The 20,054-nt window shown below is 58.4% G+C and carries 16 protein-coding genes and 1 pseudogene; 12 read left to right on the top strand and 5 right to left on the bottom strand.

Features of this window, described 5'->3' with window-relative positions:
- Positions 1–30: 30 nt before the first annotated feature.
- On the bottom strand, positions 31–741 hold the full coding sequence (locus BHW66_RS06555) for a PEP-CTERM sorting domain-containing protein (RefSeq protein WP_128153820.1): 711 nt from the start codon (positions 739–741) through the stop codon (positions 31–33).
- 160 nt (positions 742–901) lie between these two features.
- Entirely contained in the window at positions 902–1,030 is a 129-nt protein-coding gene (locus BHW66_RS06560) for a hypothetical protein (protein ID WP_257228722.1), read from the bottom strand.
- Between BHW66_RS06560 and BHW66_RS06565 the strand changes: the two genes are divergently transcribed.
- The 6 genes from BHW66_RS06565 to BHW66_RS06590 all read left to right on the top strand — a co-directional run bounded on the left by BHW66_RS06565 (position 1,029) and on the right by BHW66_RS06590 (position 7,689).
- Positions 1,029–2,546 (top strand): carbon starvation CstA family protein, encoded by a 1,518-nt coding sequence (locus tag BHW66_RS06565; protein ID WP_233465525.1) that lies wholly within the window; start codon positions 1,029–1,031, stop codon positions 2,544–2,546. The two genes, BHW66_RS06560 and BHW66_RS06565, sit on opposite strands and share 2 nt — an antisense overlap.
- Before the next feature lie 4 nt (positions 2,547–2,550).
- On the top strand, positions 2,551–3,894 hold the full coding sequence (locus tag BHW66_RS06570; RefSeq protein WP_215833241.1) for an MFS transporter: 1,344 nt from the start codon (positions 2,551–2,553) through the stop codon (positions 3,892–3,894).
- 156 nt (positions 3,895–4,050) lie between these two features.
- Complete coding sequence (locus tag BHW66_RS06575) at positions 4,051–4,644, top strand: peptidylprolyl isomerase (RefSeq protein WP_123051989.1); 594 nt, start codon at positions 4,051–4,053, stop codon at positions 4,642–4,644.
- Positions 4,645–4,788: 144 nt separating this feature from the next.
- Positions 4,789–5,937 (top strand): N-acetylglucosamine-6-phosphate deacetylase, encoded by a 1,149-nt coding sequence (gene nagA, locus BHW66_RS06580; RefSeq protein WP_102758629.1) that lies wholly within the window; start codon positions 4,789–4,791, stop codon positions 5,935–5,937.
- Between the two features lie 84 nt (positions 5,938–6,021).
- Positions 6,022–7,062, top strand: coding sequence for a biotin/lipoyl-containing protein (locus BHW66_RS06585; RefSeq protein ID WP_286688968.1), 1,041 nt, complete (start codon positions 6,022–6,024; stop codon positions 7,060–7,062).
- A 63-nt stretch (positions 7,063–7,125) separates the two neighbouring features.
- A complete protein-coding gene (locus tag BHW66_RS06590) occupies positions 7,126–7,689 on the top strand; it encodes a DJ-1 family glyoxalase III (protein ID WP_094137230.1) in 564 nt (187 codons plus the stop codon).
- Here BHW66_RS06590 and BHW66_RS06595 read toward each other — a convergent pair.
- Entirely contained in the window at positions 7,674–8,846 is a 1,173-nt protein-coding gene (locus BHW66_RS06595; RefSeq protein ID WP_286688969.1) for a glycosyltransferase, read from the bottom strand. The two genes, BHW66_RS06590 and BHW66_RS06595, sit on opposite strands and share 16 nt — an antisense overlap.
- Positions 8,847–9,243: 397 nt before the next feature.
- Between BHW66_RS06595 and BHW66_RS06600 the strand changes: the two genes are divergently transcribed.
- The 6 genes and pseudogenes from BHW66_RS06600 to BHW66_RS06625 all read left to right on the top strand — a co-directional run bounded on the left by BHW66_RS06600 (position 9,244) and on the right by BHW66_RS06625 (position 16,057).
- A complete protein-coding gene (locus BHW66_RS06600) occupies positions 9,244–10,452 on the top strand; it encodes a glycosyltransferase (RefSeq protein WP_146021569.1) in 1,209 nt (402 codons plus the stop codon).
- Positions 10,453–10,485: 33 nt separating this feature from the next.
- Positions 10,486–11,505 (top strand): annotated as a pseudogene (locus tag BHW66_RS06605) (glycosyltransferase family A protein); the annotation flags it as partial.
- A gap of 43 nt (positions 11,506–11,548) precedes the next feature.
- Entirely contained in the window at positions 11,549–12,421 is an 873-nt protein-coding gene (locus BHW66_RS06610; protein ID WP_286688970.1) for an alpha-1,2-fucosyltransferase, read from the top strand.
- 23 nt (positions 12,422–12,444) lie between these two features.
- On the top strand, positions 12,445–13,569 hold the full coding sequence (locus tag BHW66_RS06615) for a glycosyltransferase (RefSeq protein ID WP_286688971.1): 1,125 nt from the start codon (positions 12,445–12,447) through the stop codon (positions 13,567–13,569).
- 14 nt (positions 13,570–13,583) lie between these two features.
- Entirely contained in the window at positions 13,584–14,933 is a 1,350-nt protein-coding gene (locus BHW66_RS06620) for an SGNH/GDSL hydrolase family protein (RefSeq protein WP_253821769.1), read from the top strand.
- Between the two features lie 209 nt (positions 14,934–15,142).
- Positions 15,143–16,057 (top strand): glycosyltransferase family 8 protein, encoded by a 915-nt coding sequence (locus tag BHW66_RS06625; RefSeq protein WP_286688972.1) that lies wholly within the window; start codon positions 15,143–15,145, stop codon positions 16,055–16,057.
- A 285-nt stretch (positions 16,058–16,342) separates the two neighbouring features.
- Here BHW66_RS06625 and ppk1 read toward each other — a convergent pair whose 3' ends face one another.
- Together ppk1 and BHW66_RS06635 are read right to left on the bottom strand one after the other, a co-directional pair.
- On the bottom strand, positions 16,343–18,430 hold the full coding sequence (ppk1, locus tag BHW66_RS06630; RefSeq protein WP_102739796.1) for a polyphosphate kinase 1: 2,088 nt from the start codon (positions 18,428–18,430) through the stop codon (positions 16,343–16,345).
- A 35-nt stretch (positions 18,431–18,465) separates the two neighbouring features.
- Positions 18,466–20,028 carry an HD domain-containing protein gene (locus BHW66_RS06635; protein WP_102739795.1) on the bottom strand — a complete coding sequence of 521 codons (1,563 nt, stop codon included), beginning with the start codon at positions 20,026–20,028 and terminating at the stop codon, positions 18,466–18,468.
- Positions 20,029–20,054: the final 26 nt, after the last annotated feature.

Below are 20,054 nucleotides of genomic sequence, written 5' to 3' on the forward strand. Positions count from 1 at the left end.
GCTTGAACAAATGCATCAGGGACATGGACTTCAACGTCTGCGGCGGCGCATCATCAGTGCAGCCAAGCCCAGAATACTGAGAGAGGCTGTCGCCGGCTCAGGAACCGTATTCAATTCAATAGCGCCCAATCCGACAAAGTATCCCTGCGTTTCCTGTCCCCTGTTCAGGGAAAGCTCAAGGGTATAAGTATTGCCGGCAGACAGGGTCACTGCCTGGTTCAGCATTCCTTCCTCATGGATGCCGGAAGACCCTTCGCGTTGACCCAGCGTCTCCACGCTGGCCTGTTGGGAACTGCCGGCTCTGGCATCACCCGTACCCAGATAAGTCAGGCTGGAATTACTGCAGCTGGCCAGAACATCTCCATCCAGCTTCAAATTAAAGGTATAAGCGCCTCTCCGGTCACTATTCTGAACCGCATTGGCACCACTAAATGTAAAAAGATTCAGAACTATGGAATCAACGGTGACAGCTTCCGTTACGGTAAAGGACAAGGAAACGCTCCACGTATTCCCGTTGCCGACATTTACATTGGGACTCAAAAAGGAGTCAACGTAGTTGGAACCCGTTTTTTGGTTTGAAACGCCGGTGAATGTCTGACCGGTCAGGAAAGCTCCGGTGACTTCAGGCTGGTAAAAATCAGCTGTTACTTGAGGATCTGCCTGATAATCAAATACAATAGCCGCATGGGCGGAACCGGCAAGAGCAAGGATAGAGACAATGACAGAAAATGTTTTCTTCATAACTGAATGATGTTGAGTGGAAACAACTTTTTCCCTTTAGCGGATTGCCAATCCGAAGTCAACAATAAATAATAAAAAACAAGATGTTTAGGTGAATAAATGCGCAGGGATATTTTCAAATGAAGAGCTTCTTCCCTGAAGATTTCAAGTTGCCGTAAGACTAATGATGCCAAATTCCTATACATAAAAAAGGCTTTTTGGATTTCTCTTCCGGATTGGCAATCCGTTCCATATTTTTCCCTCTTTCAATAACGGCTTGCCAGAAGGCGGGAGAAAAGTTAAGTTCCATGAACGGACAGCCTGTCCATGAGATGGCTGGCCCTTTTTCCAACATGAACGGTTACTGCTATTTCATTCTGGGGATATTGGTCCTGGCGGCCGGTTATTTCACTTACGGGCGGGTGCTGGAAAGGATTTTCCGTCCGGACGCCTCCAGGCAAACTCCCGCCGTGGCCTGTACGGACGGCGTGGATTATGTGGTCATGCCGCGCTGGCGCGTTTTTCTCATCCAGCTGCTGAACATTGCAGGGCTGGGGCCCATTTTCGGCGCCGTCATGGGCGTGCTGTACGGGCCGGCCGCGCTTCTGTGGATCGTTTTCGGCTGCATTCTGGGCGGAATGGCGCACGACTACTTCTCCGGCATGATTTCCCTGCGGCACAAGGGGGAAAACCTGCCGGAAATCCTGGGGCGCTACCTGGGCAGCCAGGCCCAGTGGATCAGCCGCGCCGTCTGCATCGTATTCAGCGTGCTGGTGGGCGTCGTCTTCGCCGTGGGACCCGCCGCCATCCTGTCCCCCATGACGGGCTGGAGCGTTTCGGCATGGGTTTGGATGATCTTCGGCTATTATTTTCTGGCGACCATTCTTCCCATCCAGGCTATCATGGGAAAGGTCTATCCTCTTTTTTCCGTCGCCCTGATCATCATGGTCATGGGCATTCTGGGCGTAATGCTCCTGGCTCCCTTTGCGGATTTCATGCCGGCCTGGATGCACCTGCCCCGCATGGAAGTGCTTCCGGATCTGGACTTTTTCCATAACCGCCATCCGGCGGATTTCCCGCTTTTCCCCGTGATGTTCATCACCATCGCCTGCGGAGCCGTGAGCGGCTTCCATGCCACACAGTCCCCGCTGATGGCGCGGTGTCTGAAAACGGAGCGGGAAGGGCTGCCCGTCTTTGGAGGGGCGATGATTACGGAAGGCATCATCGCTTTCATATGGGCCGCCGCCGCGCTGACCTTCTACGGCTCTCCGGAAGCCCTGGGAGGGGCTACCGCCAACGGAAAGGCTCCGGCGCTGGCCATTCAGACGATTTCCGAATCCTGGATGGGGAGCGTCGGCTCCATCCTGGTCATGATCGGCGTGGTCATCCTCCCCATCAGCACGGGGGACGGCGCCCTGCGGGTCACGCGCCTGATGATTGCGGACTGCTTCAAGCTGAGCCAGGAGCAGCTGAGCCGCCGCCTGATGATCGCCATCCCTCTCTTCGCCGCGGCCATTGCCGTCAGCAGCATGGACTATGCCGTCATCTGGCAGTACTTCGGCTGGGCCAACCAGCTGCTGGCCGCCGCCACGCTCTGGGCCGTTTCCATTTACCTGCGCAGCAAAAACCGATGCTGCTGGCCGGCGGCGGCTCCCGCCGCCTTCCTGAGCCTGGTAGTATTCCAATATCTGTTCTCCAGCTCGGAAATGTGCGGTTTCAGTGAAGAAGCATCCCTGATTGCCAGCGTCCTGCTGACCGCCGTCATCGGCGTGCTGTGCCTGTTCCGCGGCTCCGGCCTGGAAAAAGCGGAGGAGCCCAGCCTGTAACTTCATGAATTCCAGCGCCCATACGCCAGGACACGCCCGCAAAGTTCCATGGGGAGCTTTCTGGCGGCTCGTGCTGATTCAGGCGCAGAACTCCTTTAATGAAAAAGGGGCTCAATTCCTGCTGATTCCCCTGGGCGTCTGGCTGTACGGCGCAGAGGGGGACCTGGAATATCCGCTGGGGGCCATCATCGTGCTGCCCTTCATCCTGTTCTCCCCATTCGTCGGCTGGCTTTCGGACCGTTTCTGCAAGGCGCGCATCATCCAATTCATGGCCCTGCTCCAGATATGCGTGCTGGCGGGCATGTACTGGAGCCTGCGCGTCCACAATCTGAACGGGGCCATCCTGTGGTTCTGCGTCTTTGCCGTGCAGGCCACCGTCTTCAGCCCGGCCAAAAAGGGAATCGTCAAGGACATCGTGGGGACCTCCCGCATGGGGTTCGCCAGCGGCATTGTGGAAATGGCTTCCATCCTCAGCCTGCTCATCGGCCAGATCGGCGTCTTCATCTGGTTCCGCTACCTGCTGGAACCTTCCACGGATACCATCTGGCACCGCTGGCTGGGGGAGGGCTTCTTCCAATGGTTTGACGCATGGCTGAAACCCTCCGGCATCAATGACGGATGGTATGCCGCCTCTTTCCCATGCCTGGTGTTCCTGCTCCTGGCCGTTCCGGTGGCGGCCTCCAGCTTCTGCCTGCCCCGGTACGCTCCCGGGGGGGACCGCCCCTTCTCCTGGTCCCTGTTTTACGAGCACTTCCATCAGCTGGGCAAGCTGTGGAAAAACCGCAATCTGCGCGTCAGCGAGATGGGCATCGGCTATTTCTGGTTCTTCGGCGGCACGGTCATGCTGATGACTATCCAGATGGCCAAGGAAATCTCCGGTGGCGGGGATGACTTCAGCTCCGTGGGAGCCGTGCTGATGGCCTGGATGAGCGGGGGAACGGTGCTGGGGGGCATTCTCGCCTCCGTGATTTGCCGCCGCCACATCCGGATGAATGTTTCCGTGGCGGGAGGCGTGCTGATGGCGGCTAGCTGCGCGGCCCTGGCCGCAGTCTCCATGGCTTCCCCGGTCTTTAATGCCCTGCTGATGGCGGCGGGCATTTCCGCCGCCCTGTTCCTGGTGCCTCTGAATGCCTTTTTCCAGGACCGGGCGGACAATGACAAACGCGGGGACATGATTGCCGCCGGCAACCTGGTGGACTGCGCGCTCGGGTTGCTGGCCGTCGGGTTCCAATACGCCATGATGCTGGTCATCCCCCCCTCCTGGCAATTCGTCGTCATGGGAATCCTCAGCCTCTTCATGGCGTGGGCGGTCTTCCGTTTTTCCCGCGCGGCTTCCGGCTCAAGGTAGTCCTGGGCCGGCAACCGGGCGCCCATCCTTAAAAATCCCTTCTTCAGAGAAAAACCTTCCCGCATTGGCGCGCCCCGCGCCATTCTCCCGTCAGGGCGCGCGATTTACTTGCAACCCTGCTTCTATTCGGGCAAGATAGGGGGGAAACAAGAAGCCATGAAAAAATATCTCACCCTTCTGCTGTGTTCCCTGTGCGCCCTGGCGTGCTTCAGCGCCTCCGCGGAATCCGCCGCCGGCCTCAAGGACGTCCATGTCGTCCTCTCCACTACCAAGGGGGACATTGAACTGGCCCTTTACCCCTCCAAGGCGCCCGTCACCGTAGCCAACTTCCTGAACCTCGCCAGCAGAGGGTACTACAGGGGCATCACCTTCCACCGCGTGATTCCGAATTTCATGATTCAGGGCGGCGATCCCACCGGCACGGGCATGGGAGGCCCCGGCTACAGTTTTGAAGACGAGTTTTCCCCGGACCTCAGGCATGACGGCCCCGGCGTGCTTTCCATGGCGAACGCTGGCCCCGGCACCAACGGTTCCCAATTCTTCATCACCCATGTGGCCACGCCCCATCTGGACGGCCGCCATACGGTCTTCGGGAAGGTGCTGAAAGGACAGGATGTCGTCAACTCCATTGTCCGGGGAGACAAAATCAAGGACATCCGCATTCTGGACAAGAACGCCGCGGCCGCCGTGCTGAAAGCGGAAGCCGCCCGCGTAGCCCGGTGGAACAAAGCCCTGGACGCCGCCAGATAACCGGGAATCTGCCAGCGTCATGAACGATCTCCGGCACACCGCCGCCCATTCCCGGTTTTCCGCAGGAAGCGGAGGCCAGGCGGGAAGACGCGGACGAACGGAGAAAAACGACGATCAACATCCATCCAACAACCATTCATTTTTATGAAGACACTCATTAAAAACGCACGCATCATCTCCCCCGGCATCGATATGCCCGGGGCTGCCGTGGAAATGGAAGGCAAAACCATTACCGCCGTCTATCCCGCCGGGAGCGAACTTCCCGCCGCAGACAAGGTCGTGGATGCGGAAGGCCGCATGCTCCTTCCCGGCTTCATTGACATCCACAGCCACGGCGCCGGCGGCTGCGACACCTGCGACGCCAAGCTGGAAAGCCTCCGCACCATTGCGGAATGCAAAATGAAGGAAGGCGTCACTTCCTGGCTGCCGACCACCCTCACCCTGTCCCCCAAGGTACTGGAAGACGTATGCGCCTCCGTGGCGGAATACATGAAGAACCAGGAATTCGCCAAAACGCCCGGCGTCCACCTGGAAGGGCCGTTCATCAACCCCAAATGCTGCGGCGCGCAGAACCCCGCCTTTGTCCGCCAGCCGGACTATGATGAAGTGGCCAACCTGAACTCCATTGCCAGGGTGCTGCTGGTCTCCCTGGCGCCGGAAATGCCCGGAGCCATTGAATTCATTGAGAAAGCCACGGCCAACGGCATCCGCTGCTCCGCCGGGCACAGCGCCGCCACCCATGAGGATTTCAACAGGGCGAAGTCTGCGGGGCTGGCGCACCTGACCCACTACTGCAACCAGATGTCCCCCCTGCACCACCGTGAAATCGGCCTGGTGGGGTCCGGCCTGCTGGACAGGGAAATCAAGATTGAAATCATCTGCGACACCATCCACCTCTGCGCGGACATGCTCAAAACCGTGTTCAAGAACAAGGATTCCGACCAGATGCTGATGATTACGGACTCCCTGGCCTGCTCCTGGATGCCGGACGGCCCCGGAGACCTGGGCGGCCTGCCCATCATCGTGAAGGACGGCGTGGCCCGTCTGCAGGAATCCGGCGCCCTGGCCGGCAGCACCCTCAAATACGCCCACGGCCTGAAAAACGTGCACCGCCTGACCGGGAAACCCCTCAGCGACCTGGTGAAAGCCACCTCCTGGAACCAGGCGCAGTCCCTGGGCCTGGAAGGCCTGGGCAAAATCGCCCCCGGCTTCACGGCGGACATGGTTCTGCTGGACGATGACTTCAATACCTGCAAGGTATTCATCGACGGCGTGGAAAAATACAGCGCGTAACCGCGTTTCCGCGCGCCGGAAGGAGACATCCCGCCCCTTCCGGCGTGCCTTCCTCCCTTTTACCATATTTCAACATTCACCTCCATGGCTATTACCATTGAAATGCCCCGCCTGTCCGACTCCATGCACGAAGGCACCGTCCTGAGATGGATCAAAAAAACAGGGGACTTCGTAGAAGTCGGCGACCATCTGGCCGACATTGAGACGGACAAGGCCCATGTGGAGCTCCAGGCCTGCGAGGACGGCACCCTGACGGAAATCCTGGTGCCGGAGGGAGGTTCCGCCGCGGCGGGAGCGCCTATTGCGCTGCTTCAGTCGGAACTCGGCGCAGCCGCCTGCGGCGGCCTCCCGCGCCCGCCCGCGACATTTAGCCCGCTGGCCGCCAGGCTGGCGGCGGAAGCCGGCCTGAACCCCGCCACGCTGCGCGGCACCGGACCCCGGGGCAAAATCATGGCCGCGGATGTACGGGCCGCCCTGCGCCCCGCGGGCGGCCCCGCCCGCCGGGTGCAGACCCCGCTGGCGCCCCGGGACACGCGCCACGCCACGCGCGTAGACAACTTTTACCTGTATTCCCTGGAGGCGAACATGGCTTACCTGGCCGCCATCAGCACGCCCATCGCCGTCCAGTGCGAAAAACTCATCGGCGGCCGCTACAGCCTCTTTGACTACGTGGTGCGCGCGGCGGTGAAAGCATGCGCCAGCGAGCCGGAATGGCTGGCCGGAGACGCCGCCGCGGAACTGCTCATGGTGCTGGACAAGGGAGAAAAATACGTCTTCATTGAAAACGCCTCCGGCAAGACGATTTACAACATCGCCATGGAACGCCTGGCCGCCCCCGCGGCAGGTCCGTTCCCCGCGGGCAGCGTCGCGCCCAACATCCTTCTTTGCGACAGCGGCGTGAACGTGGCAGCCCAGCGCGCCGTGCTTCCGGAAATGCCCCACAGCATCATCAGCATAGGAGGCACTACGCCGAAAACGGGCATTGAAGCGGGGCGTCCCGTGTCCAAACTCATCCTGCCCGTCACCCTGTACGTGAACGCCGGCATTCTGCCGGAATGCAAGGCTTCCAACATTGCCGCCGAATTCAAAACCCTGCTGGAAAACCCGGTTCTTCTCCTCCTGTAGGGCTACCGGAACATATTGCTCTTTTCCTTGAACGTTCCGCTTCCTCCCCCTGTCTTACCAACCATGAAAAAAGTCGCCATACTTGCCGCCCCCGGATTTGAAGAAATCGAACTCATGGCTCCGCTGGACATCCTGCGGCGCCTGAACATGGACGTAGTGCTTGCCGGCGTCCAGTCCGACAAGGTGGTCAGCACCCATGAAGTAACCGTCAGCACGGACACCATGCTGGATAAACTCCATGCCGACAAGCTGGACGCTTTAATCCTGCCCGGCGGCGCTGGCTCCTGGGTACTCCGCGACACGCCGGAAGTTATCCATCTGGTCAAAAAAATGCATGAAGCGGGCAAGCTGGTGGCCGCCATCTGCGCCGCCCCCATCGTGCTGGCCAAAGCGGGCCTGGTGAAGGACAGGAACGTCACGGCCTACCCGGCCCAGGACGTTTACCGGGAACTCAACGAAGCCGGCGCCCATATTGTGAAAGATGAAAATGTGGTGCTGGACGGCAACATGCTCACCGCCAACGGCCCCGGCGCCGCCATGCTCTTCGGCTACTCCATCGGGGAATATCTGGGGGAAGACCTCCAGGTGGCCCAGCTCAAAGAGCAGATGTGCTACACGGGCCTGTAGGATGCCGGCAGGATTCCGCCTTTCCGCAACCCCATGCGGCGCCGGAACAGCAGGGAAAGGGGGGGGAATCTTCCCCTTTTCACTTCATCAGGTGCCTTTTCAGGGTATAGTAAGCCCCCCGGCGCCCCTTGCGGGACGACATCAGGCGGGGAATGCAGGGCAGAGAAAAAATTGCTCCGGAGGGGGCAATCCAGCAGAAGGCGGCAAAAAGCCCGGTCCCACCGGTCCAGACTGGGAAGGACGTTCTCCGCGCCCACCAGTTCCAGCCACTTTTTCCAGCCGGAAAGCAGAACTTCCCGGTCTTCCGGAGACGCTTTGAAAAAAGCTCCCTCTTTCATGATGAAATGCCTGCGCATCAACTCCATGCAGTAGTCCACCAGACCGAAGGCGGCGGGTGAATCAAGGAGCCCCCGCTCCCCCCAGAAACGCGCCAGAGATTCCATGCCCATCAAATCCATGCGGAAATCCCCCAGGCGGGGATCCCGCCCGCAGGAGGCGGAACCGGGGCGTTCCCTCCGGTAATGGTACAAACGGTCGGGAAGGATCAGGAGCCGCGGAGCAACAGTCAACAGCATCAAACAGAAATACAAATCCTCCCCCTGGCGCAATCCGGGAACGAAACGCACACCGTTTTCTTCCAGCAGCTTCCTGCGGATCAACTTGTTCCACACCGTTCCCGCGCACCGGCTCCACGGCGTCCCCCGCCGGAACCGTTCCGCTTTTTCCTCCGGGAAAAATCCGGCTGACGGCGACCAGCCTCTTTCAGGCATATCCATGTCCCCGCAGTCGCAAAATTCATGGTATCCGCACACCGCTACGTCCGCTTCTTTCTCCGCGGCCGCAGTAACCAGGCGCTGGAACATATTCCGTTCCACCATGTCGTCCGGATCCACAAAGCCGATATACGTTCCCGCAGCCGCTGCCATGCCGCTGTTCCTCGCTGCGGAAACGCCGCTGTTTTTCTGGTCAATTATCCGGACGCGGCGATCCCTGTTCCGCCATTCGCGCAATATCTCCGCCGTACAGTCGGAAGAACCGTCATTGACGCAAATGATTTCGATATCTTCCATGCTCTGACCGGCCAGGCTTTCCATACATTGGTCCAAATAGGCGGCAACATTATAACAGGGAACAATGATGGAAACGGATACGCTCATGGCGGAAGCATCCTTTTTTATCCGGATTGAAAATTCACATCAAGAAAAAACAGCAACGCCATCTGTTGAAAAACGGAACAACCGGAAGAGGGAAACTGTTTCCAGAAAGAAATGCAAAGGCTGCCTCCCGAAGGAAGTTCCCGGGAATAACGGAAACGGAGGGCTGTGGTACGGCTGCAATACGGCGGAAAATTCAAACCGTCAGGAATACTCCGGCATCATGCGCCAAGGAGTTTTTTTGATATTGCTTTTCAGTATGAATTTATTAAGTATTCAGCCCTCGTCACACAACGTATTCTTTTTTACCCGGCGGGGGAAAAACCGCCCGGAACGGTAACAAGGGCCATTCATCATCCGCGTCAGGCGATATTCATTATATTTCCTGCAATTTTTCACCATGAAACCAATGACACATACGCAGACAGTCATGCTCCGATTGCTGACCATGTGTATTCCGTTTCGGAACCTGCGTAAAAAATGGCGCACTTTCCTGCGCGATTTCCTGTCCGACTATGACCGGGACGCCCGCCGAAGCATGCGCGCATGGCGCAGGCATCCAGTGGCCGGCCGTACCATCCTTATTCTGGAACCCAACTATTGCCACGGGGAAGTCATCCCCGGTTTCTGCCGCCACCTGCTCGACATGGGATACCGCGTTGATGTCCTGATGCATCACAGCCTGGCCAGACAATCGCCCCTGTGTTGTTTCAAGGAAGGCGATATCCATATTTTCACGGCCATGTGCACTTCATGGAAGCGCCTGGCCAAAGCGCGCGTCCTCACCCGGTACGAAGCCATCCTGGTATCAACATCCGCCTTTTATGACATTCCGGGTTGGGCAAGTTTCCTTCACATGACGGGGTTTGACAAATTCGCCAATCTTCTGGCCGTCGAACATGAATTAAAGGATATCCCCCGGTTCGGGGAAGAAGAACTTGACCGCCAGGGACGGTTGCTGACGCTGGGCTCCTTTCCCAGGGGCATGATGGTTAATCCGCACTTTTTCGGGGAAATCCCGCCTGCGCCCCGGAACCGCGAACCCGTATTCATTACCGTAGGTTCCCTTTCCGCACAGCGGAAAAACCACAACCTCCTGATTGAAGCGCTGCAAACCATCTACCATGAAGGCCACAGGGACTTTTCCGTCATCATCGTAGGGGAAGGAGAACTGGGAGAAATTCCCGGCCACCTGCGCCCCTTCCTGCATGTGGCCGGAAAACTCGACTTCCCCGCCATGTACGAGGCCATGAGGCGGGCGGACTATTTCCTGCCTCTCCTTGATCCCGGCAATCCGGCGCACGACCGCTACATTACCACCGGCATCACCGGCTCCGCCCTGCTCATTTACGGATTCGCGAAGATTCCGGTCATCCATGAAAAATTCGCTTCCTTCTACGGCTTCAATGACCGGAACGCACTTCTTTACGGGGAAGAAACGCTTGGCGGCGCCATGCTCCGCGCCATCAGGCAAACGGAGGAGGAATACGCGGAAATGCAGCAGGCGCTTCTCCAATTGGGCAGGGATATTGACAGGGAATCCCGCTCCAACCTGAAGCGGGCTCTTGCCGCATGCTCCCCCTCCGAACCTCAACAGTCCCGCCAATGACCCAATCCTGCCCGCCACAGCCCCCAGGTTTCCGTCATTGTTCCCGTTTACAACCAGGAACGATATCTTGAAGAGTGCATCAGCAGCATACGCCGGCAAACCCTTGCGGAGTGGGAATGCCTCATCATTAACGACGGTTCCTCCGACTCGTCGGGGGAAATCGCCCGGCGTTTTTCAGAGGCGGACTCAAGAATCCGTTATTTTGAACAGAAAAACAGAGGCGTTTCCTCCGCCCGAAATCTGGGCATGCGGCGCGCTTCCGGGCGCTATTTGTGTTTCGTTGACGGCGACGATTTCATCGACGCGGCCTTTCTCAAACATCTTCTGGACGCCTCGGACCGCGGAGCAAGCGATTTGACCGTAGCGGGAAAGCTGTTCTGCGACAGGTTTCCGCCGGATAAAATCCCCGCCCTGCCCACCTGCGGCATATTTCTGCGCCGGGAGTTCCCCTTGAAAAACAATCTGGAATTCCCGGAAGGCATTCACCCCTGTGAAGACGGCCTCTTCTCGCATTTCGTGCTCGCGCTGACAGAAAAAATTTCCTTCTGTCCGGAGGCCGTTTACCATTACCGCCAGCATGAACAGGGCAACCACCACCAGATACGGAAAAGAACCGCCGACATCCTGCCCATGATCCCCCGGTGGCTTTCCCTGATTGAAGAGTTTTATGAACAACGCCATCTCTGGAAAAGAAAAGCCGGCCATCTCGTCCGCTTTATTGAGCATGAACCATTTGAACTGAGGCTGCTTGGCATGCCTTTCTCCCCGCCGGAGCAGGAAATACTTTACAGCATCATCCGGGACTTCCTGACCGCCCATTGCACGGCCGCCGAGTGCCGGAGGGCCTCCCTGCATCTTCCTTTCCGCCTGTTGTTGCAATCCTCCGGCTTTTCAGACTTCGGAAGAAGGCTCCGGAGGGCCGGCAAAAACACCGGAATCCGCCGGAAGCTCCTCCATTTCTGCCCTGTCCCCTCATGGAGGAGGAATGGCAGGGCACAGCTGCGGCAAGTACGCGAACAGCTGGAGGAAATACGCAGGAATATCACGTTTTAACCCCTTCCCCTGCTTGAACATGGCAAAAGGAAAAATAATAGTCATGCGTCTTTTCGGAGGGCTGGGAAACCAGCTGTTCCAATACGCCTTCCTCTTCGCGCTCTCCCGGCAAGGGGGAAAAGCAAGACTGGAAGCCTCATCATATGAACATGATGATAAGAGGGTCTGCGAACTCCATCACTTCCGGGTTTCCCTTCCCATTGAAGGAGGCCCTCCCCCCTGGGCTTTCCGCAAGTCCCGTATTCCCGCCTGCCTGCGTTCCCTGTTCGCCGCTCCCAAATATCCTCATTTCCGGGAGGAAAAACGGCACGGGTTCAATCCCGGTCTCGCGGCTCCTCCCCGCCGCCATACCTATTTCAAGGGATATTTTCAGACGGAACAATACTTCCTCCACTGCCGGGAACAGCTTTGCAGGGAATTCCGTCTGAAAACTCCCCTGACTCCGGAAAACGCCCGCATTCTTGAAGATATCCGTTCATGCTGCTCCATTTCCCTGCACATCCGCAGAACGGATTACCTTTCCAACCCCTACCTTTCTCCGCCGCCTCTGGAATACTACCTCCGGAGTATGGCTGAAATGGAAGGAAGGCTGCGGGCGGCAGGCGCTCCGCAGGAATCCCTGCGTTACTTCATCTTCTCGGACGACATAGAATGGGCCCGGCAAAACCTGAGGCCCGCCCTGCCCCATGTCCATGTGGATATCAATGACGGCGGCACCGGCTACTTCGATCTGGAACTGATGCGAAACTGCCGCCACCACATCATCGCCAACAGCACTTTCTCCTGGTGGGCGGCCTGGCTCAACGAACACGCGGAGAAAATCGTCATCGCGCTGCGCATCTGGTTCAACAGGGAGGAAGGCGACCGGTACCATACGGATGACGCACTCATCCCCGGCTCATGGCTCCGGATATAACCCCGTTTCCTATACAGCAGACCATGCCCTCTCCCCTCATTTCCGTCATCGTCCCCATCTACAACATGGAGTCCCTTCTGCCGCGCTGTCTGGACAGCCTGGCGGCACAAACCCTCCGCGACCTGGAAATCATCTGCGTGGACGACGGTTCAACCGACGGGTCCGGAGGCATCGTCCGGAAATATGCTTCCGGAGACAGTCGTTTCCGCCTGATTACACAGGAAAATTCCGGCAGGGCGGAAGCCCGTAACGCGGGAATCAGGGCAGCCGCGGCGCCTTACCTGGGTTTTGCGGATCCGGATGACTACGTTGAGCCGGACATGTACGAACGGCTCTACCGGCTCGCGGAAGAAAGCGGGGCGGACATGGTCCAATGTTCCTATTCCCCCTTCCTTCCGGCTGAAAGCGGAGAATCGCGCGGAATGGCTGAGGAAAAACTCCTTCATATTGAAAACACCGCCTGCGACGGCGTCTTTACGGAGAAAGGAGAAATATTCAGGCTCTTTCTGGAAGACAGGATCACCGGCGTCGTCTGGAGCAAATTGTTCAGGCGGATACTCCCCGGCTGTTCCGCCCCCCTGGAAGTCCGCCTGCCTTCTTCCTTCACCAGCGGAGAAGACACCCTTTACGTTTCCCGGGCCATCGCCCGCTGCCGCAGCGTCGCCCTCACCTCTGAAAAACTCTACCACTACGGGCTGGGCGGTCCCCAATCCGTTTCTTCTCGCAACCGGAAAGCGGAAACCCGGCCCGCAAGTTATTACGCCGTATTCGAGATGCTCACCAGGGAAAAACTCCGGGAAGGGGTTCTGGGCAGCAACCGCACGGCCTACATGAATTATATTGTCCCCCTGCTTTTTCCGGACAATGAAATGCCGGCCGGGCGGCTCAGGCATTGGGCGGAACTCTGGCGGGAGGCGGACATCACTTCCGAACACGTTTGCGGGATGCCCAGGGAACAGAGGGCTTATCTTGAGGCCGCCCTGGCCGGACGGTGGATTTACCTGCGCCTCCTTCAATGCTTCTGGAAGTTCAAGACCGCCAGAAGGAAAATGTTCCGGCTGAGGTTTTCCAAAAACGGAATAGACACGTGCCAAATCCTCGGATACACTCTTTATTCTGCAAAGAAGTTCCCCCGATCATCCCTGTAACTGCTGTTTTTCCCGTGTTCATCTATTCCTACCAGCAACACGACCACCTCCTGCCCGGCAATGACAGAATGCTGGTGATCGGCAGTTCCGCTCTGGCAAAAAACCATGGCCATCTGAAATCGTCCCGACTGGCCGCCGACACGCTCATCTTCAATTTCCCGCTCAACCATCCCCGCCTGTGGCGGCAAATGGAGCACAGCCTTTCCGGCGCCCGCTACAGCATCATTCTTTTCATGTGGCCGCCCCTGCATCTTTCCCCGGCCAACGGCAGGCTCATGGAAAAGCCCCCGGAAGGGGGCGGGCCCATGGAAAGCGCCGAAGATATGCTTTGCAGGCTTTTCGCCTTTCTGCGGAAACAGACGCGCCGCCTGATCCTCCTGTCATCCCCGCCCTCCGACTACGGCAGCGCCCGGCACCCCTACGCGGAAGAACCGGGCGTCCTTGAAGCCTGGAACGCCCTTCTTCGCACGCTGGCAGGCAAGCTGAACCTTCCATTCATTGACTTTTGCGGCGATATGCTGCAATACCGCCCCCTGCCCGACTCCGGGGAAGAAGATTTCCCGGAAGCTTACCGGAATCTGGGAAAACAGGTCCTCCACCGGCTGCCTTTCGGCCAAACGTGGGTGAGAAGGCGTTCCGGGAAAATACACCGCCTGCTGGAGAAAAGAAGAAAACGCCGGAAGGAACGCATGCTTGCCCGCTGGAGGACATTGGCGGCCCCTCCCCATTACCGTGAGGAAACCGACTGGATTACGGCCATTCATTCAGAAAAAGGGCAGGCGCGCATACTGCTCATTGGCGGTTCCGTCATGCGGCATTTGTGGCGGCCCCTTGCCTCAGAACTTCAGGAAGACATTGACTTGTTCTCCTCCACGCTGATTCCCGGAGATCCGGACTATCTCCCCACCCTTGCAGGATATTTTCCCTCCGCCGGATACGAAGCCGTCATTGTTTCCTTCGGTTCCCACGTCACCAATAAGGTCTCCGCCATTTCCGTGGATGACTTCCGCAAAAATTACATGGCATTCGTCTCCCAGCTCAGCAAGCGCTGCCGTTTCCTCATCCTGGCAACCAGTACGTCCATCATGGATGGGCCGGACGGCACGCTGAATGAAGAAAAAGAGAAAATCATCACCGCCTTTAATTCCATTGTCCGTGAGGCGGCATCTTCCCTGCCCGGTGCGGTTCTTTCAGACCACCATGACTTCATGCAGGGGCGCAGATATATAGATCCCTTCCATTTCTCCCCTCCGGACCGCGCGTACCAGGCAGGGAAAACAGCCGGACTGCTCCTGCCCCTTCTCTCCGCCCGGCAGGAACCGCCAAAGGAACAGGAATGCCCGAAAAGCCTCCCCGAACCATGAAACGGACAAATGAACGAAAACCGCCAAATTATTTTCCATGCGGGGAAAAACGGTTACCCCCCGCAAAAATCCCGGCCCCGGCATTTAAAGACTTCAGACGCCCCCTTCTTCAAATAACAGACATCCCTTTTCCGGCCTGAACGGAGCCTCCATGCTCTTTCCCTCCCCGGCCTATTCCTTCCCGCAGCCCCTTCTTCAAGACCCTTCCCATGAAATTCCCCGATTCCATGACAACCCCGCCCGTTCCCGCATCCCCGGAGAAATCACGCATCCCCGTCATGTTTTCCGCCACCGGCGGCTGGGGCCTGCCCCTGGGCGTAGCCATTCACACCCTTTGCCTTCACGCCAGTTCCGGACGCTTTTATGACATTCACATCGTTCACGACGGAATGGACGCGCGAATAATACAGGAGCTGAACCAGGTTGCCGCCCCCTTTCCGCAGGTTTCCCTTTCTTTCCTGCAACTTCCGGAAGAATTCCGCCATCTCTTTCAAAACGGCAACAAGGACCGCTACTCCCCCCTTGCGTATGCCCGCCTGATGGCCGGCAGCCTGTTCCCGCAGTACGGCAGGATCGTTTATCTGGACGCAGATGTCCTGCTGGCCGGAGACGTAGCCGAACTGTATTTTTCCGATTTGCGGGGAGCTTCCGTAGCGGCGGCCGGAGACGGCCTGGCCCTCTGGAGCATTGAAAAAGGAACGATGCATCCCCATCTGGAATATATGGGCAACTACCTTTCCTCCCCCCTTTCCTACTGCAATTCCGGCGTCCTGGTGCTGGATCTGGACCAGATGCGCCGCCGCAACCTGGAACACCGGCTGCTCCAACAGCTTCGGAACCGCCCGGAACCCTTCCCCTATCCGGACCAGGACATCTTAAATATCGCCCTGCACGGAGACATGACGACGCTGCCTCCGGAATGGAACTTCCAATTCCTGTCCTGGACCTGGGATGAAGAAAAAACACGGCTCCTGCGCGGAACCGAATTTGAAAACGTTCCGTCCATATCCTGCGGGCGTTCATGGAAACTGCTGCACATGGTAGGCCCGGAAAAACCATGGCGGCTCCCTGACACCCCCGGAACCATGGGGCAGTTCCACTGGATCCTGTACTCCTTTTTCTAGTGGCCGGAAGCAAAGAAACTTCCCGCGTTCCGGAAGGAACTGGATGCGATTTCCCAGGGGCTGGCCCCGCTACTCCGGCGCCATATCCGCGGCCAGCAATGGAAACTGTTCTTCTCCCGGGGCCATATTTTCCGGAAACGCCGGGACAAAATCAGGTGGCTGAAAAAATTGCTGTCCATTCTTGACGGCAGAAAACCGTAACCGGCTTCCTCCTCCCTCTCCGGAAAACCGGCGTACTCCGGAGACTGTTCCCGGCTGACCTTCAGACGCCCATGACGAGCGCCTTTAATGCGGTGTGTGCGGTTCCAGCATCTGCTGGCGTTCCCGTTCCTTGTCCTTGGCCAGGCGGCGCGCCTCCTTGGTCAGGTACTGCTGCAAACGGAAGGCTTTCTGGCCTTTTTTCCGGACGACATGTTCGGAAGTGCCGTCCGGCAGAATATTGCAGGCCTGGACATTGTCCCTGAAGCAGGCGTCCAGAATGGATTTCAGGCGGCGCGCCAGCTTTCCGTTGGTGACGGGCACCATAAGCTCCACCCTTTTATCCAGATTCCGGGTCATCCAGTCCGCGCTGGCGATGAAAAGCTGGTGGTTGCCGCCGTGGTGGAAAAAGAAAATGCGCGCGTGCTCCAGATACCTGTCCACAATACTGACCACGCGGATTACCTTGCCGTTGGGCCGGGGGCCCGTTTTCAGGCAGCAAATGCCGCGCACGTTCAGTTCAATGTCCACCCCGGCGTCCGCGGCCCTGTACAGGGCGTCAATAATTTCCACGTCCTGAAGGCTGTTCATCTTGGCGGAAATGCGGGCGGGTTCCCCCTGCCGCGCGCGTTCCGCCTCCCCCTCAATAAGTTCAATAAGGCGCGCCTTCATCAACACCGGGGAGGGATACAGCTTGCGGAAGCGCATGAGCTTGGTGCGCCCCGTCACGGAATTGAAGAACTGGGAAGCGTCCGCTCCCAGCTGGTCGTCGCACGTAAGGTAGGAAATATCCGTGTAAATCTTGGCGGTGGTCTCATTGTAATTGCCCGTGCCGAAATGGCAGTAACGCCGCAGCATGCCCTGTTCCCGGCGCACCACCAGGCAAATCTTGGCATGGGTCTTCAACCCCTTGACGCCGTAAACAACCTGCACGCCGGAACGCTGAAGCTCTTCCGCCTTCTCCAGATTGCGGGCTTCGTCAAAACGGGCTTTCAGCTCCACCAACGCCGTCACCTGCTTGCCGCTCTCCGCCGCCTTTTTCAGGGCGGCCACGATGCGGGAGTTCCTGGCGGTGCGGTACAGCACCTGCTTGATGGCGATGACGTCCGGATCTTCCGCGGCTTCCTCCACCAGGCGCAGGACGGGTTCAAAACTTTCATAGGGATGGTTGAGCAGAATGTCCCCGCCGGCAATGTTTTCAAAAATGCTGACGGCCGGGTCCACGGAAGGGGACGGCTGCGGGGACCACTGCTCCACCTTCAACTGGTCATTGCCGGGTGCAAAGGCCATTTCCATAAAATCGGAAAGCATCAGGGGCCCCTTGAGGTCATAAGTCTCTTCCTTCCCGGCGCCTACGATCCGCATGATTTTGTCATGCAGGGGAGCGGGCGCGGAGGACTCTACTTCCAGCCTCACGCATTCGGAAAATTTCCGGGCTACGAGCACTTCCTCCATCTCATCCGCCAGGTCCAGGGCGTCTTCCTCCTGCACGGCAATATCCCCATTGCGCGTGACGCGGAACACCGCTGCGGAAAGAACGGTTTCACCGGGAAAAACGGTGCCGATGCACTCACGGACCAGGTCCTCCAGCATCACGTAGCGTTCCGCCTCCGCGGAAGGGACGGGAACGCGCCGCGGCAGGCCGTCCGGAAGGGCCACCACGGCGGAGCGCACCTCCCCGGTCTCATTGTCGCGCAGTTCCACGCCCATCAGCAGCTTGAGGGACGGCAGCGCGGGAGCCTCCGGAGCATCCATGTCCAGCGGCGTCAGAAGCGGGAATATCTGGTTGTTGAAATACTGCTCCAGCGTCAGTTTCTGGGAAGTGCTGAGATCCTCCATCGCCAGGGGGTTGATCCCGTTGATTTCCATCCACGGAAGAATTTCCTCATGGAACAGGCGGTATTGGTCCTCAATCATGCGGCCCACGCGGGAGCGGATGGCTTTCAGCTGGCGGGTGGGCGTCAGCCCGGAAATGTCCTTCACGCGGGAACCGGAATGCCGCAGCATCTGAAGGCCGCCCACGCGCACCATGAAAAACTCATCCAGGTTGGAGGCGGTAATAGCCAGAAACTTCAGGCGTTCCAGAAGGGGAAGATCCGTCCTTACGGCCTGGTCCAGCACACGCTGGTTGAATTCCAGCCAGGAAAGTTCTCTGTTGATATATTCGTCAGACATGGGAAAAATGGAAAATGGAAGTTTTTTAAATCAGCCTACCGCTGGGGCGCCAGCACGACGTCATACCCGAAAATATCCGCAAACAGGTCGCCCTTCAGCCGCAGGGCCAAGTCTTCCACGGCGGTTTCCCGCACGCCCTGAAGCTCCAGCTCCAGCATGCGCCCGCGGATATGCGCCCGGACGCCGTTCACGCGCTGGGCATGGCCGCGTTCCAGGGCGTCCGCCACGCGCAGGATGGCGGCCATCTTGGCTACGCGCATGCGGTCCCTCAGCTCCAGCTCCCCGTACATGGGATCGGAATTGGCGGGAACCTCATGCCGGTGGTAGCGGGCCAGCAGGGCGATCGTTTCCACATCATCCCGGGAAAGGCCGAAAATTTCACTGTTGAGAATGATATACTGGGAATGGAGCTGGTGGTTCTGCTGGTTGATGAAAGACCCAACCTCATGCAGGATGGAGGCCACTTCCAGCAGCAGCCGGTCATGCTCGGAAAGGCGGTGCAGGTCCTGAAGCTGGTCAAACATTTCCATGCACAGGCGCGCCACATGCTCGCGGTGCCCTTTGTCCGCCTTGTACCTGTCCGCCAGAATCCCGGCGAAATGGAGAACCTCCGCCTCCAGATCCCCCGGATGCTGTTCCGCGCGTATCAGGCTGCTTGAAAACTCCTCGTCATAACCGCTCGCGGGAATAATGACGTCATCCAGGTTCAGGCTGCGGGCAATCATTTCCGTCATCAAGACGGCGGGCAGCAGGGAATCCACCCCGGCGAAATCCGCCCCGTAAACGTTCATGCGCTGTTCCAGAGTGGTGCGGGACATCCGCTCCGCCTCCGCCGCCAGGGAGGAGCACGCCACCTTGCCTTCCGGCGTAGGGGAAAGGCGGTCCCGGAGCTGCTGCATTTCCTGGCCGATGACGATCAGGCCCGCCAGGCCCTTCACGCCCCCGTAATCCAGGCAAATCTGGTCCACCTGTCCGCGCATGTGCTCCCGCAGAATGGAAAGCTCCGCCACATCGTCTCCGTACTCGATTTCCCCGACGGCCTCCCCCGTGCGGTGCGTTCCCAGCCTGTAGCAGGAATAACGCACGATGCGCCCCTTCTGGAACAGAAGCACGCGGGTATTGCCCGGCCCCGTATGGACCACAAGCACCTTTTTCTTGCTGAATCCCGGATACTGGGCCAGAGCCTCCTGCACCTTCACGTAGATGAGGCGCGTCATCTTGCCGTCGTCAATGCGGCGCCCCCGCAGGCCGTGTGCCACGTGCATGCGGTTCACGAACACGTCCACATTATCCGCCTCGGAAATGATGTTGGAAATCATGAACCGGACGGAAAGCTTGCTGCCGGCTCCGTATTCCTTGAGAATTTCCAGATAGTCGCCGATAATTTGCACGCAGCGGTCCATGGTATGCCGGGAAATGCGGTGGAACCGGAAAATATCACGCGCCATCGGGACGGGCTGCTGAAGGAAATCCAGCAGGCGAATCCTGTCCCGGACAGCCTCAGCCACCATCAGGCTCATGGAGCTCGGGCCCAGATAGATCACCGCCTGAGTTGATAATTCCGAATCCTGAACCTGCTCGCCTTGAATCATTGCCATACCATGTATTGTTTCCCGGCCGTGGA

The sequence above is a fragment of the Akkermansia sp. 54_46 genome, from assembly GCF_001917295.1.
GTDB classification, from domain to species: Bacteria; Verrucomicrobiota; Verrucomicrobiia; order Verrucomicrobiales; family Akkermansiaceae; genus Akkermansia; species Akkermansia muciniphila.

Bases quoted from the DNA above. Each gene is read 5' to 3' on its own strand.
- BHW66_RS06555 (WP_128153820.1), bottom strand. From the start codon at position 741: ATGAAGAAAACATTTTCTGTCATTGTCTCTATCCTTGCTCTTGCCGGT.
- BHW66_RS06565 (WP_233465525.1), top strand. From the start codon at position 1,029: ATGAACGGACAGCCTGTCCATGAGATGGCTGGCCCTTTTTCCAACATG.
- BHW66_RS06560 (WP_257228722.1), bottom strand. From the start codon at position 1,030: ATGGAACTTAACTTTTCTCCCGCCTTCTGGCAAGCCGTTATTGAAAGA.
- BHW66_RS06570 (WP_215833241.1), top strand. From the start codon at position 2,551: ATGAATTCCAGCGCCCATACGCCAGGACACGCCCGCAAAGTTCCATGG.
- BHW66_RS06575 (WP_123051989.1), top strand. From the start codon at position 4,051: ATGAAAAAATATCTCACCCTTCTGCTGTGTTCCCTGTGCGCCCTGGCG.
- nagA (WP_102758629.1), top strand. From the start codon at position 4,789: ATGAAGACACTCATTAAAAACGCACGCATCATCTCCCCCGGCATCGAT.
- BHW66_RS06585 (WP_286688968.1), top strand. From the start codon at position 6,022: ATGGCTATTACCATTGAAATGCCCCGCCTGTCCGACTCCATGCACGAA.
- BHW66_RS06590 (WP_094137230.1), top strand. From the start codon at position 7,126: ATGAAAAAAGTCGCCATACTTGCCGCCCCCGGATTTGAAGAAATCGAA.
- BHW66_RS06595 (WP_286688969.1), bottom strand. From the start codon at position 8,846: ATGAGCGTATCCGTTTCCATCATTGTTCCCTGTTATAATGTTGCCGCC.
- BHW66_RS06600 (WP_146021569.1), top strand. From the start codon at position 9,244: ATGAAACCAATGACACATACGCAGACAGTCATGCTCCGATTGCTGACC.
- BHW66_RS06610 (WP_286688970.1), top strand. From the start codon at position 11,549: ATGCGTCTTTTCGGAGGGCTGGGAAACCAGCTGTTCCAATACGCCTTC.
- BHW66_RS06615 (WP_286688971.1), top strand. From the start codon at position 12,445: ATGCCCTCTCCCCTCATTTCCGTCATCGTCCCCATCTACAACATGGAG.
- BHW66_RS06625 (WP_286688972.1), top strand. From the start codon at position 15,143: ATGAAATTCCCCGATTCCATGACAACCCCGCCCGTTCCCGCATCCCCG.
- ppk1 (WP_102739796.1), bottom strand. From the start codon at position 18,430: ATGTCTGACGAATATATCAACAGAGAACTTTCCTGGCTGGAATTCAAC.
- BHW66_RS06635 (WP_102739795.1), bottom strand. From the start codon at position 20,028: ATGGCAATGATTCAAGGCGAGCAGGTTCAGGATTCGGAATTATCAACT.